General features: G+C 51.9%; 12 protein-coding genes. 5 read left to right on the top strand and 7 right to left on the bottom strand.

The window, feature by feature from the left end:
• Positions 1–89: 89 nt before the first annotated feature.
• The 3 genes from aldB (at position 90) to OGY72_RS21765 (ending at position 3,344) form a co-directional block, all read left to right on the top strand.
• Positions 90–1,628, top strand: a complete 1,539-nt coding sequence (aldB, locus tag OGY72_RS21775; RefSeq protein ID WP_003827344.1) for an aldehyde dehydrogenase AldB — start codon at positions 90–92, stop codon at positions 1,626–1,628.
• Positions 1,629–1,878: 250 nt separating this feature from the next.
• Positions 1,879–2,202: a DUF3302 domain-containing protein gene (locus OGY72_RS21770; protein WP_003024200.1), complete on the top strand. Its 324-nt coding sequence runs from the start codon at positions 1,879–1,881 to the stop codon at positions 2,200–2,202.
• A 5-nt stretch (positions 2,203–2,207) separates the two neighbouring features.
• On the top strand, positions 2,208–3,344 hold the full coding sequence (locus OGY72_RS21765) for an HlyD family secretion protein (protein WP_003827345.1): 1,137 nt from the start codon (positions 2,208–2,210) through the stop codon (positions 3,342–3,344).
• A gap of 7 nt (positions 3,345–3,351) precedes the next feature.
• Here OGY72_RS21765 and OGY72_RS21760 read toward each other — a convergent pair whose 3' ends face one another.
• The gene (locus tag OGY72_RS21760) at positions 3,352–4,314 is read right to left on the bottom strand and encodes a LysR family transcriptional regulator (RefSeq protein ID WP_286549413.1); all 963 of its coding nucleotides are present in this window, start codon (positions 4,312–4,314) and stop codon (positions 3,352–3,354) included.
• A gap of 121 nt (positions 4,315–4,435) precedes the next feature.
• Between OGY72_RS21760 and OGY72_RS21755 the strand changes: the two genes are divergently transcribed.
• Positions 4,436–5,176 (top strand): MipA/OmpV family protein, encoded by a 741-nt coding sequence (locus tag OGY72_RS21755; protein ID WP_286549411.1) that lies wholly within the window; start codon positions 4,436–4,438, stop codon positions 5,174–5,176.
• A gap of 99 nt (positions 5,177–5,275) precedes the next feature.
• Here OGY72_RS21755 and OGY72_RS21750 read toward each other — a convergent pair whose 3' ends face one another.
• Complete coding sequence (locus tag OGY72_RS21750; protein WP_198579408.1) at positions 5,276–7,231, bottom strand: glycoside hydrolase family 127 protein; 1,956 nt, start codon at positions 7,229–7,231, stop codon at positions 5,276–5,278.
• A 10-nt stretch (positions 7,232–7,241) separates the two neighbouring features.
• A complete protein-coding gene (locus OGY72_RS21745; protein ID WP_148361329.1) occupies positions 7,242–8,642 on the bottom strand; it encodes an MFS transporter in 1,401 nt (466 codons plus the stop codon).
• Between the two features lie 252 nt (positions 8,643–8,894).
• Between OGY72_RS21745 and OGY72_RS21740 the strand changes: the two genes are divergently transcribed.
• Positions 8,895–9,710 carry a helix-turn-helix domain-containing protein gene (locus tag OGY72_RS21740; RefSeq protein WP_126317239.1) on the top strand — a complete coding sequence of 272 codons (816 nt, stop codon included), beginning with the start codon at positions 8,895–8,897 and terminating at the stop codon, positions 9,708–9,710.
• 77 nt (positions 9,711–9,787) lie between these two features.
• On the opposite strand, the gene araD is transcribed toward OGY72_RS21740, so the two are convergent.
• The 4 genes from araD to OGY72_RS21720 are packed head-to-tail and all read right to left on the bottom strand — an operon-like array spanning position 9,788 to position 13,497.
• Complete coding sequence (araD, locus tag OGY72_RS21735; protein ID WP_126317240.1) at positions 9,788–10,486, bottom strand: L-ribulose-5-phosphate 4-epimerase; 699 nt, start codon at positions 10,484–10,486, stop codon at positions 9,788–9,790.
• Positions 10,480–11,340, bottom strand: a complete 861-nt coding sequence (locus OGY72_RS21730) for an L-ribulose-5-phosphate 3-epimerase (protein WP_003827352.1) — start codon at positions 11,338–11,340, stop codon at positions 10,480–10,482. The genes araD and OGY72_RS21730 overlap by 7 nt, the downstream gene beginning before the upstream one ends.
• Positions 11,333–11,995 carry a 3-keto-L-gulonate-6-phosphate decarboxylase UlaD gene (gene ulaD / locus OGY72_RS21725; protein WP_286549533.1) on the bottom strand — a complete coding sequence of 221 codons (663 nt, stop codon included), beginning with the start codon at positions 11,993–11,995 and terminating at the stop codon, positions 11,333–11,335. The genes OGY72_RS21730 and ulaD overlap by 8 nt, the downstream gene beginning before the upstream one ends.
• Positions 11,995–13,497, bottom strand: a complete 1,503-nt coding sequence (locus tag OGY72_RS21720) for an FGGY-family carbohydrate kinase (protein ID WP_286549405.1) — start codon at positions 13,495–13,497, stop codon at positions 11,995–11,997. The genes ulaD and OGY72_RS21720 overlap by 1 nt, the downstream gene beginning before the upstream one ends.
• Positions 13,498–13,565: the final 68 nt, after the last annotated feature.

Here is a 13,565-nt window from a genome sequence, read left to right as displayed (position 1 = left end):
GTGATACCTGTCGTAAAGCAGTAAAAGGCTGGCGAATTATTCGCCAGTCCCGTCTACCCTTGTAGTACCCCTACAGCAAGGAGACGGTCATGACCAATAACCCCCCTTCAACGCGTATTTACCCCGGCGAGTATGGTTACCCTCTGAAGTTAAAAGCCCGATACGATAACTTTATCGGCGGTGACTGGGTCGCCCCGGCGGACGGTGAGTATTACCAAAACCTGACACCGGTGACCGGGCAACTACTGTGCGAAGTGGCCTCTTCCGGCAAAAAGGACATCGATCTGGCACTGGATGCCGCGCACAAAGTAAAAGACAAGTGGGCGCAGACATCCGTGCAGGACAGAGCGGCGATTCTGTTCAAAATCGCCGATCGTATGGAGCAAAACCTGGAACTGCTGGCGACGGCAGAAACCTGGGATAACGGTAAACCCATCCGCGAAACTAGCGCGGCAGATGTGCCGCTGGCGATTGACCATTTCCGCTATTTCGCGTCCTGTATTCGTGCACAGGAAGGGGGAATCAGCGAGGTTGATAGCGAAACCGTGGCTTATCACTTCCATGAACCTCTTGGCGTGGTAGGGCAAATTATCCCGTGGAACTTCCCGCTATTGATGGCCAGCTGGAAGATGGCGCCCGCCCTGGCAGCCGGTAACTGCGTGGTGCTGAAACCCGCGCGCCTGACGCCACTGTCCGTACTGTTGCTGATGGAAGTCATCGGCGATCTGCTCCCGCCTGGCGTGGTGAACGTGGTCAACGGCGCAGGGGGGGAAATCGGTGAGTATCTGGCGACGTCAAAACGTATTGCGAAAGTGGCGTTTACCGGCTCAACGGAAGTCGGGCAGCAGATCATGCAGTACGCCACGCAGAACATTATCCCTGTTACGCTGGAGCTGGGCGGGAAATCACCCAATATCTTCTTCGCGGACGTGATGGATGAAGAAGATGCGTTCTTTGACAAAGCGCTGGAAGGTTTTGCATTGTTTGCCTTCAACCAGGGCGAAGTATGTACCTGTCCAAGTCGTGCGCTGGTACAAGAATCCATTTACGAACGTTTTATGGAAAGAGCCATTCGTCGGGTGGAAAGTATCCGTAGCGGCAACCCGTTAGACAGCGTGACGCAAATGGGCGCACAGGTGTCGCATGGTCAACTGGAAACCATTCTGAATTACATCGACATTGGTAAGAAAGAAGGGGCAGATGTTCTCACCGGCGGGCGGCGCAAGCAGCTGGATGGCGAGTTAAAAGAGGGTTACTACCTCGAACCGACCATTCTTTTTGGTAAGAACAACATGAGGGTTTTCCAGGAGGAGATCTTCGGGCCGGTGCTGGCTGTCACGACGTTTAAAACCATGGAAGAGGCGCTGGAAATCGCTAATGACACCCAATATGGGCTTGGCGCTGGCGTCTGGAGTCGTAATGGAAATCTGGCGTACAAAATGGGACGTGGGATTCAGGCGGGGCGAGTTTGGACCAACTGTTACCATGCTTACCCTGCTCATGCGGCGTTCGGCGGCTACAAGCAGTCGGGCATCGGGCGCGAGACGCATAAGATGATGCTTGAGCATTATCAGCAAACCAAATGCCTGTTAGTGAGCTACTCTGATAAACCACTGGGGCTGTTTTAATTTCACGTCACCTACTGCCCGGTCGCGTTTAGCGTACCGGGCATCAAGTTATGTCCTCAGGTATGTGGCTGGGGTGAACGAACGCAGCCAACAAAGAAGCAGCTCAAAAGACGACGGGTATATATAAACCCATATATCGTTATATAAATAAGATAATTGCATCCAATCTGGTCATTCCAATACTATTATCAACTCTATTGTTTAAATCAAATTGCATCCGAAATTCTTAATTTAAATCCCTGAGGCAAATATGTTCCTTAATTATTTTGCATTAGGAGTGCTTATTTTTGTATTCCTGGTCATTTTTTACGGGATTATTATTCTGCATGATATTCCCTATCTAATTGCAAAGAAACGTAACCATCCTCATGCCGACGCAATACATGTTGCGGGTTGGGTTAGTTTGTTTACCTTACATGTTATTTGGCCCTTTTTATGGATCTGGGCAACGCTTTATCGCCCAGAGCGCGGATGGGGTATGCAGAGCGCGGATTCTTCCCTGATCCAGCTTCAGGCAAGGGTTGCGGATCTGGAAAAGAAACTGGGTGAGGCCAAGACCTCTCCGGCGGAGTAATATCGATGGATTTACTGATTGTTCTGACCTATGTGGCGTGTGCATGGTCAATATTTAAAATTTTTAAAATTCCTGTAAATAAATGGACAGTTCCTACCGCGGCATTAGGCGGTATATTCATTGTTTGCGGACTTATATTACTGATGAATTATAACCATCCGTATACATTTAAGGCACAAAAAGCGGTAATTTCTATTCCCGTGGTGCCGCAGGTAACGGGTGTAGTGACAGAAGTGACGGATAAGAAGAATACGCTAATCAAAAAAGGCGAGGTTCTGTTTAAGCTTAATCCAGGGCGTTATCAGGCGCGGGTCGATCGCCTGAAGGCTGATATTGTCACCGCACAGCATAAAGAGCAGGCTCTGGTTGCGCAGTTAGACGAAATGAAAGCCAACACGCAGCGGGCAAAGGCCACGCGTGACAAACTGGCAAAAGATTACCAGCGCTATGCGCAGGGGAGTCAGGCGAAGGTGAATCCTTTTTCTGAACGCGATATCGATGCGGCGCGCCAAAACTACCTGGCGCAGGAAGCCTCGGTGAAATCCTCCGTTGCAGAACAGCAGCAAATTCAGAGTCAGTTAGACAGCCTGGTACTGGGTGAGAATTCGCAAATTGCCAGCCTGAAAGCACAGCTAGCGGAAGCAGAGTTTAACCTGGACCAGACCGTGGTTCGCGCGCCCAGCGATGGTTACGTCACGCAGGTGCTGATGCGCCCAGGAACCTATGCCGCCGCACTGCCGATGCGTCCGGTAATGGTATTCATCCCGGATCAAAAAAGACAAATTATCGCCCAGTTCCGTCAAAACTCGCTGTTGCGGCTGGAGCCAGGCGATGAAGCGGAAGTGGTGTTTAACGCTCTGCCGGGTAAGGTGTTTAGCGGTAAACTGGCCGCCATTAGTCCGGCAGTACCGGGTGGTACATACCAGTCGAACGGGGCACTGCAATCTTTAAACTCTACGCCCGGTTCGGAAGGGGTGATCGCCACGATTGAGCTGAACGACAATGCGGATGTGAACGCGTTACCTGATGGGATTTACGCCCAGGTCGCCGTTTACTCTGACCACTTCGAACATGTGTCGGTCATGCGCAAGGTCTTACTACGGATGACCAGCTGGGTGCATTACCTGTATCTCGACCATTAGACGCAGGCTATTTTGCTTGCCCAGTCTGCTGCTCCAGCGACTGAGTAAGCTGCTGGCGGATCTCTGCCAGCATCTCATCAAGAATAAACTGTACCCGCCATGGCTGATATTCGCGCTTGCGGAAAATCGCCACCAAATCCAGCCACCATTCATGTTGTTCTGAGAAACATGGAACCAGCAATCCTGATTGAACGTCTTTTTGTACACTCGCATTCGGCGCAAAAACAATGCCCAGATGGTTACGTGCCAGCGCCAATGCAGACTGTGTATTGTCGCAGACATAATTTCCGGTCACCCGATAATCGTGCATTTCCTTGCTGCCAGCGGAGGTGAAGCGCCAGATATTGGCATCATCTATCATCATGGAATCAATAAGAATGCAGGAATGTTCTTCCAGTTCTTCCGGACTCTTAATAGGATGTTCTTTGATATATTCAGGGCTGGCAAAAGCCGTTACTGCATACTTGGTAATGAAACTAGCGACCAGTGATTCATCTTTAGGGTGTGCATAGGTGATTAAAACATCACAATCATCAGGAAAGTCGACACCCTCATAAAATGCCTTTCGTTCAAGGTTATATGTTTTAAGTGAGAGGCTAATGCCGCCGATATTCTGGATTTTTGCAATAACATGTTGCGATAAGTAAGCAATAATACCGGTTGGGGCATATACCGTTACTTTGCCACGTTTCTCGTGCTTATAATCAGCAATGAAATTATTTAACTGCTCGTTTCTGTCTAACATGTCATTGATGTAAGGAAGTAACGCTATACCAAACGGCGTGAGGGTCAGCTGCCGGGTGGTGCGGTCAAACACCTTTAATCCAACTTTTGATTCAAAATCAGCAAGATATTTACTGACATTGGCCTGCGCGATGCCGAGAACAGTAGCGGCATGACTGATATTTTCACTGGCAGCGATTACCGAAATAATCTTCAGCTCCCGGTGTTTAAGTTGTAATTTATTCATCGCCAAGCCCAATATATATAATTTTTTATATATTACTATATAAATATGAACCTTGCACCGATGAAATTGTAAGCATTATTATGCACCAGCTTTGTAGCTTATTTTAAAATGGAATGTTGGCATGTTAATTAAACACAATATTGTGGCGCTGCTCGCCTTTTCTTTTATGGCGAGTGCAACTGCCGCAGAGTTTTCTATTGGCGCTGGTGCTGTATATAATGAATCACCTTATCGCGGGTATAATGATAATGTTCACGCAGTACCGCTTGTCAGTTACGAAAGTGAATCATTTTATTTTAGGCAAACAACGCTAGGTTATATTTTGTCTAAGAGTGAAAGTAATGAATTTAGTATTACTGCCTCTTATATGCCGCTTGAGTTTGATCCCGGCGATAATGACGATCATGCGATGAAAAAGCTGGATAAGCGTGACGCAACTGCAATGGCGGGTGCCGCGTGGTATCACCATGAAAGATGGGGTAGCGTGAAAGTCTCCGCCGCTGCGGATGTGCTGGACAACAGTAATGGCTGGATAGGGGAAGTTTCACTGTTCCGTCCAATGCCGATGGGCAAGCTGACGCTGACGCCATCGATTGGCGTGCTCTACTATGACGAAAAATTCAATGAATACTACTACGGCATATCGGGTAATGAGTCCCGTCGTAGTGGCTTATCAAGCTATTCCCCAGGCGATAGTTGGACACCGTATGTTGGCCTGTCCGCTAAATACGCATTGACCACTAACCTGACGCTGCTGGCAAGCGCCAACTATAGCGCACTGCCGGATGACATTAAAAATAGCCCAATGGTTGATCGCGATGACAGCTTCACCTTTATGTCCGGTCTGACCTGGCGTTTCTGATTTAAATATGTGCCTGATGGCGCTTTGCTTATCAGGCCTACGTGGATGGGTTTTGTAGGCCGGATAAGACGTGAAGCGTCGCCATCCGGCACGGTTTAATTACTGCTCGTTTATCCAGATACGCATTTCGCCTTCACCACGGTTTGCCCAGCTAAACCACGGAATAAACGTCAATGTATGCGCCTGACGCGAAGTTGGGGAAACATCGTAGTGCCACAACGATTGTTGTGCTGCATCGGCTGTACTTTGCTTCACGCCTTCAGCCTGAATTAACATTTTATGGCTGAACAGCCCCTTACCCTCGAATACTCTGAACTCACTCTCTTTTGGCAACCACAGATTATGCAATTCCTCGCCGTTGTCGGCTTGCTCCAGGCAATACACCAGCGGTCCACGCTGAATAGCGACCTTACCAGCAACATGGCGCACTAATGGATTTCCGTACACCCGACGCACCGGCATTGGCAGGGTCAGACTGAGCGTATCGCCTTCCTGCCAGGTTCGGCTGATGTGCAAATAGCCTTTGCGAATATCCTGCTCAACTGGCTGACCATTCAGTAAAACCTGCGGTGCGGTGCACCAGTCTGGCAGGCGCAGGGCCAGGGTGTGATATATCGACTGCGGTGATTCGATGGCGATTTTCACCTGCTCATGCCATGGATAATCCCCGCTAATGCGCAGCTTGAGCGAGCCATCCGCCACGGGGACTTCCATGCTATTGCCCACGTACATATTGATATACAGCGCGTCCTGACGTGGTGTGTAGATGTAATGACCAATTGAGGTTAACACGCGGGCGATATTCGGCGGGCAACAGGCGCAGCCAAACCAGCGCTGACGAACGGGTTTCACGTGGTCATAAATATGATTGAATTTTAATGATTTAGGATGCACTTCCAGCGGGTTCACATAGAAGAAGTGCTTGCCATCGAGCGCCATCCCGCCCAATACAGTGTTATACAGGGCGCGCTCCATCACGTCGGCATACTGGCTGTCTGCCTCCATCTCCAGCATTCTGCGGGCGAACATCATTAGACCGATTGAGGCGCAGCTTTCCGCATACACGGAGTCGTTAGGCAGATCGTAATCACTGCTAAACGCCTCGCCGCTGCTTTGTGAACCGATCCCGCCGGTAATGTACAACTGACGCTGGGCCATGTTTTTCCACAGACGCAGGCAATCCTGACGTTTGCCTTCGTCCTGGCTCAAGCGTGCCAGATGCGCCACGCCGGTCATCAGATAAACAAAACGTACTGCATGACCGATCGCCGTTTGCTGTTCTGATATGGGCTGATGAGCCTGGCTATAGGGTTTATCCTTCACCATCCATGCCGGGCCGTAAGTATGCCAGTAAGAGGTTTGGCCACGCTTTTCGTACTCTTCATCATAGAAATGGGGTTGCGCGCCGCGCTGTTCCACAAAGTAATTTACCAGCGCCATATAGCGTGGTTGCTGGGTCACTTCGTATAAGCGCATTAACGCCAGCTCAATTTCCGGGTGTCCCGGATAGCCGCGCAGTTGATTCTCTCCAGGCCCGAAAACGTTATCGATGTGGTCTGCCAGGCGGCACACTACGTCTAAAAGACGACGTTTTCCCGTCGCCTGAAAGAACGCGACGCCTGCTTCGATCAAATGACCTGCACAGTACAACTCATGACACTCGGCAAGGTTAGTCCAACGTTCATCCGGGGCTTTTACTGTAAAGTATGTATTGAGATAGCCGTCTTCACACTGCGCAGCGGCTACCAACTCGATGACCTCATCTGCGGTTTTCTCAAGTTCCGCATCAGATTTCTGGCACAGGGACCAGGCGACTGCCTCCAGCCATTTCGCTACGTCGCTATCCTGAAAAACCATGCCGTAAAATTCGCCATCCTGCAGTCCTGCGGCGATACGAAAGTTCTCTATTGCATGACTTGGTTCCGCCTCTGCAATGCGGTCATTGAGCGCATCCCATTGGTAGGGGATCACGACATCACGGACCAACTGTTGGTATTGTCCGAGGAACGGATCGCTGACGGTGAGCTTATGCAGGTCGACTTCCAGTACGTTCATTTCGTGCTCCTTAAGGCTGTACATGACGCTGACGCAGATCGGTGGCAATGCGCGACATCATCGGATTATTGAGTTTGCAGATGCGGACAGACAGCGCCAGCAGCAGGTGGAACAGTGCGGGCAGCAGCGTTTCCATCGCGGTAATTCCTTGCAGCGAACTGGAGGTTTGATTACCAGCGCCTGGCTGATAGGCGACAAAAATAAACAGCAGGCTGATGATCCCCGCGCTCGAGGCCCAGGCCAGCTTGATGAAAAACAGGTTGAAGGCGAAATTCATGCCGGAAGAACGCACGCCGGTTTTCCACTCGCCGTAGTCGTCGGCAAAGGCCATCAGCGAGAAGTGCAGTGGCAGCGTGAAGCCCAGAATAATGCCGTTGCCGAGGATCACCGCCAGCCATAATGTTTGATAAGCCGAACCGGTTGGCAGGAACCACATCATCACTGCCAGGGCTGCCAGCACCAGGTTGGTGTAGTAATAGAGTTTGACGGTATCTATACGGCGGGTCAGCGGGCTGACAACCACTGAACCGATGATGGACGCAAAGGTCACCATGGTGAAAAACAGCGACGTGTAAGCGGTACTGCCTTCCAGCACGTAGGTAATGAAATACATGTACCCGCCGCCACGAATATTGAAGACGTTAATCAGCAGGAAAGACATCACCAGCATCAGCAGCAACTGGTCATTTTTGCGTAGCCCACCAATGTGTTCACGCAGGGTAAATTTCCCCATCATCGCCAGCGGCACACGCTCGCGAACCCAGAAGAAGCAGCACAGGAACATCACCACCGCGATGGCGCACAGGATGCCCACGCCGAACTGATAACCCTGCGCGGCATTGCCCTGACCCAGAATATCCACCATCCACGGCAGACCAACGGAGACAAGGAATCCCGCCACGCCGCACAGCACAAAGCGCCAGGACTGACAGGCGATCACCTCGTTATGGCGGGTCGTCATGGTGTTGATCAGCGCACAATACGGTACGTTGATGGCGGTATAGCCGACAGAAAGCAGTAGATAGGTGCCGAATGCCCAGGCGATTTTTACGCTCATGCTGGCGTCAGGGACGGTAAACGTGAGTACGCCAATGATGCCAATGGGAATTGCCACCCACAGCTGCCATGGGCGAAAACGCCCCCAGCGGCTTTGCGTGCGGTCGGCAAGTATGCCCATTATCGGATCGGAAATGGCATCAAATACGCGCAGGGCAATAAACAATGTGCCGACCAGCGCGGGCGTTAACCCGAAGACATCGGTGTAGAAAAATGTCAGGAAGTTCATGATCAGACAGGTAATTACCGTCCCGCCAGCATCGCCTAACCCATAACCTATTTTTTCACGCAGGGATAATTTGTCGTCCTGGGCACGTTGTGCCAAATCAGATGTCGTAATCGGAGCCGAAGTCATAAATAACTCCCGGAGAGGATGTTCAGAAAGTATCCCGCTACGTTGCGGGTTATTTGTTTGTAATTTGCAAAGTACGTTATTTATTCTGCACGAAATGTTTGGGTCAACAAGGGAAGAGAAAAGTATAAAAAGATGACAATTCCGACTTCATTATAAAAATGTGATTTCGATCCGGCGAAAAGCAAGTTTATCGTTAATAATCAATGATAAAGATCGGTTTAAATAATGCAATAAGCGGGAATTTGAATATATATGCTCGAATTATCCATGTCTCTTCCGATTAAAGTGCAAAATGGTGGGCTATTTATTTCCCGAGGCGTGGGAAGCCATCCGGCGCGGCAATTGCAATCCTGGGAAATTATCTTTGTCGAAAAAGGGACATTAACGATTCGCGAAGGCCAGACCGTTTTTTGCGTGAATGCCGGAGAAAGTTTGCTGCTATGGCCGCAGCGTTCGCATATTGGTGTGGGACAGTTTCCGGCTGATTTGAAATTTTACTGGCTACACTTTGAGGTGACAGCAGAAAACGATGCTTCACTTACAGAACCGTTGCTTGCGATTCCTCAGCATGCCCGGGTTAGCGAGCCACAAAATATTATTTCGCTGTTTCGCCAGTTCTTACGCGAGCAGGAAAATATTCATCGCAGCGTTGCGCTGGAACTGATCCTACTGCTGATTTTGCAGCAAATCTCTGCGGCGGCTAGCGAGCAACCCGCAGATAGCCCCGGTAATGCGCTGGCATGGAAAGCGCAACAAATAATCCACACCCAGTTCCACCTGCCGATTAGTGCTTCAACTCTGGCGAAAGAACTGCATTGCAATGCCGACTATCTGGGGCGTGTATTCCGGAGCGTTTTCCGGCTGACGCTAACTGAAGCGTTGCATCGCCAGCGGGTAAGGGCGGCAGAAAAACTGTTGATCAGCGATTCGTTGTCGCTTACCGAAGTGGCGATTAAATGTGGGTTTAATGATGTGGGTTACTTTCGCAAAATCTTTCGTAAACATACCAGCCTGACGCCTGCGGCGTGGAAACGGCGCTACTGCAAAGAGCATATTAATTCGGCGTAAATGAGGATCGCCGGGTGGCGCTATGCTTACCCGGCCTACAAAATAACAGACCAGTGCAAGCACAGCGCCGCCGGACGTTAGTTTTGCCCGTAATACGCATTCACACCGTGTTTGCGCAGATAATGTTTATCCAGCAACTCAGGCTGCATATCCGGCAACTGCGGAGCCAACTGGCGCGAGAAAAGCCCCATGTAGGCGCATTCTTCGAGTACCACTGCGTTATGTACAGCGTCTGCGGCATCTTTACCCCAGGCAAACGGACCGTGTGAATGTACTAACACTGCCGGAACCTGCAGCGGATTAAGAGAGCGTTGCTCAAAGGTCTGAATGATCACTTCACCGGTTTGATATTCATATTCACCATTGATTTCCTCAACGGTCATCAGCCGGGTACACGGAATTGAACCATAGAAATAATCGGCATGCGTGGTGCCCCATGCCGGGAGATCAAGACCCGCCTGTGACCAGATCGTCGCGTGGCGTGAGTGAGTATGGACGATCCCACCGATCTCAGGGTAGCGACGGTATAGCGCCAGATGGGTTGGCGTGTCAGATGAGGGTTTTTTACTGCCTTCAACCACGTCGCCGCTGGCAATATCCACCACCACCATATCGTCGGCGGTCATCACGTCATATTCCACGCCGGACGGCTTAATCACCATCAGCTTACGCGTTTCATCCACAGCGCTGACGTTACCCCAGGTAAAGGTGACTAAACCATGAGCCGGAAGCGCCAGATTGGCCGCCAGCACATCGGCTTTCAGTTGTTCTAACATGGAAATCCTCCTTCCTGCATACGTGCTTCTATCCAACGTCGTGCCTGGATAATTTCCAGTACCGGCTCTTTTGCTTTTTCAGTCCACATTTCAATCAGAAACGACCCGCGATAGTTCAGCTCATGCAGCGTTTTGAAGATACCAACAAAGTCCACGCACCCTTCGCCAAAAGGGACATCGCGAAACTGGCCCGGATGGGTTTCGGTTACCGGCAGCGTGTCTTTCAGGTGGATAGCGGCGATACGGTCGATGCCCAGCGTCAATTCGGCAGTGACGTCATTACCCCATGCGCTGAGATTGCCGACGTCCGGATAGACGGTGAACCACGGCGATGACAGCATTTCGTCCCACTTTTTCCACTTGCTGATCGAATTCATAAAAGCGGTATCCATGATTTCTACCGCCAGCATGACCTGCGCAGCGGCGGCTTGCTCGACTGCCCATGCCAGCCCTTCGGCAAAGCGCTGCTGCGTACCTTCGTCATGTTCCTCGTAATAGACGTCGTAACCTGCCAGTTGAATAGTGCGGATACCGAGATCGCGCGCCAGACGAATGGCTTTGGTCATGATGTCGCGTGCCCGAATACGGACTGATTCATCGCGGCTGCCAAAGGGAAACCGGCGGTGGGCGGACAGGCACATTGAGGGGATTGCCACGCCGGTTTCCAACATTGCGCTCACCAGCGATGCACGCTGAGCAGGGCTCCAGTCGAGACGCGACAGGCGTTCATCGGTTTCATCCACCGACATCTCGACGAAATCAAAACCACAGCTTTTCGCCAGCACCAGACGCTCCGGCCAGGAGAGGTCTTTCGCCAGCGCTTTTTCATAGATACCTAACGGATGATTACGCATACTGTGCTCCCCAGATGGCGTCGATTTGCGCATGGAATTCAGCGGCAACCTGCGTTGGGTTTTGCGCCCCAGCCAGCGCGCGTCCGGCGATAAAGGCTTTAACGTTGATATCGCGAAACAGCGGCAGGTCGGCGGGCGTAATCCCGCCGGTAATCGACAACTCCAGACCGATATCGGAAAGCGCTTTCATGCGCGCCAGATCCGCTTCTCCCCATTGTTGTCCGCTGGCCTGAGCATCGCGGCCACGATGGTAAATTGCCTGGCGAACCCCAACGCGATACCAGTCACGGGCATCATCCAGCGTCCAGTTGCCGAACAGTTCCATCTGAATTTCGCCGCCGCAGGACTGCGCGACGCCATGGCCTTTCTCCACCGTCGCCAGTGGGGCAGCGCAGATGATGGTCATCCAGTTAGCGCCAGCGCCAAATGCTTGCTGTGCGAGGGTTTCACCCGCATCGGCCACCTTCCAGTCGGCAACGATGATTTTATTTGGACACTGAGTACGCAGCGCTTTCACGGCAGCCAGGCCTTCGGTTAAGCAGAGAATCGTCCCTGCCTCAATGATATCGACGCTCTCTTGTAGCAGTGCGACATCGTGTTGGGCCGCCTGCAGGTTGGTGTGGTCGAGCGCCAGTTGCAGTAATGGTCGACTCATCATTCGTGCTCCTTAATGCGGGCGTGATAGCCCTGTAGTGCGGTAATTAAATTCTGGTATTGGCGGTATTTACGCTGGTAGATCGCATGCGCGGCGGCGTCTGGCAGCAGTGTGCGCACCGGGTGCTGTAAGCTACGCTGCGCTTCGCTGAAATCGTGATAAACGCCGGTGCCTACGCGGGCGGCAAGCGCTGCGCCAAAGCAACCGGTCTCTTCAATCTGCGGCAGCTCGATACGTAAACCGCTGACGTCTGCCAGCATTTGCATCCAGATGTCGGAGTGGGCCGGACCTCCGGTGACGCGCAGGGTATGTGCCTGTGTAAAACGTTCGCGCATGCGGTTCAGGTGGGTCATGTGGCTGAAAACAACGCCTTCGTAGATGGCCTGTAATAAGTGGGCACGAGTGTGTATAGCCTGCATGCCATAAAAGCCGCTGGTCATCTCCAGCCCGGCGTTGCTGCCGTACAAAAAGGGCAGAAAGAAAAGCGCGCTACCGGCTTTCGGTAAGCTGGCAACGGCCTGATTAATCTCATCAAAAGAGAGTTCGCCCCACTGGGCGGTAAACCATTCCAGATTGCCGGAGGAGGTCGGACTGGCTTCATGAACAATGTACTGCCCGTCATTTACATAGCGACCATAGACATAGGGATGGGGCTCGTGGTCGCGCAGGCCGTGAGCGATCCCGCTGGTGACGGCCCAGGTACCCATCACCGCGTTGAGGGTGCGTTCATCTTCGATACCGGCGCAGAGTGCGGTGGAAACCACATCAAACAGTCCGCCGACGACGGGGGTACCCGCCGCCAGACCGGTGATGGCGGCTGTCTGAGCGGTGATTTCCCCGCATATTTCTGCTGAACCAACGATGGGGGGCAGGGCATTGTCGATTTCACTGATGCCCAGCCACTGGGTCAGCCTCGGGTCGTACTGACCCGTGGTCATGTTGTAGAGGTTCGACTCGGAGATATTGCTCTCTTCGCAGCCTTTGACGCCGGTTAAGCACCAACGCAGGTAGTCATGACCCATCATGACGCTTCCAATTTGCGCGTAGCGCTGAGGGGTGTTCTCTTTCACCCAGCGCAGGAGCGATGCCGGATGCCCGGTCCACAATGTCTGGCGGGTGACCGGGTAGAGCTGCTCAGGGATCCCATCCTGCTGCCAGCGCTGAACGATGTCCATCGCGCGTCGGTCAGAAGAGAGAATGGCATTGCCTAGCGGCTTATCTTGCTTATCGAGAAGGAACAGACCTTTTCCCTGAGCAGATATACCGACGCCTTTGATTTGCTCACCACGGACGCCTGTGCGCTTTAACAGCCCGGCAATGGTCGCGACGCACTGTTGCCACAGTTGGTGCATATCGCGTTCGGCGTAACCGGGTAATGGCGATATTGTCTGCAGCGATTGCCGGTTAATTCCCTGCTCATGACCTTTGGCATCATACAAACCTGCTTTCAGATATGTTCCGCCACAATCAATACCCAGCCAGAAGGTCGCTTTCTCACTCATCTTTGTTATCTCATTTTTGCCGGATGGCGCTGCGCTTATCCGGCCTGGGACGGTTGCTACCTGCAGGC

Origin of the sequence: Citrobacter sp. Cpo221 (assembly GCF_030332345.1) — a bacterium.
Classification (GTDB): domain Bacteria; phylum Pseudomonadota; class Gammaproteobacteria; order Enterobacterales; family Enterobacteriaceae; genus Citrobacter; species Citrobacter portucalensis.
The sequence above is the reverse complement of the archived record's forward strand: the minus strand, read 5'-3'. Positions and strand labels throughout refer to the sequence as shown.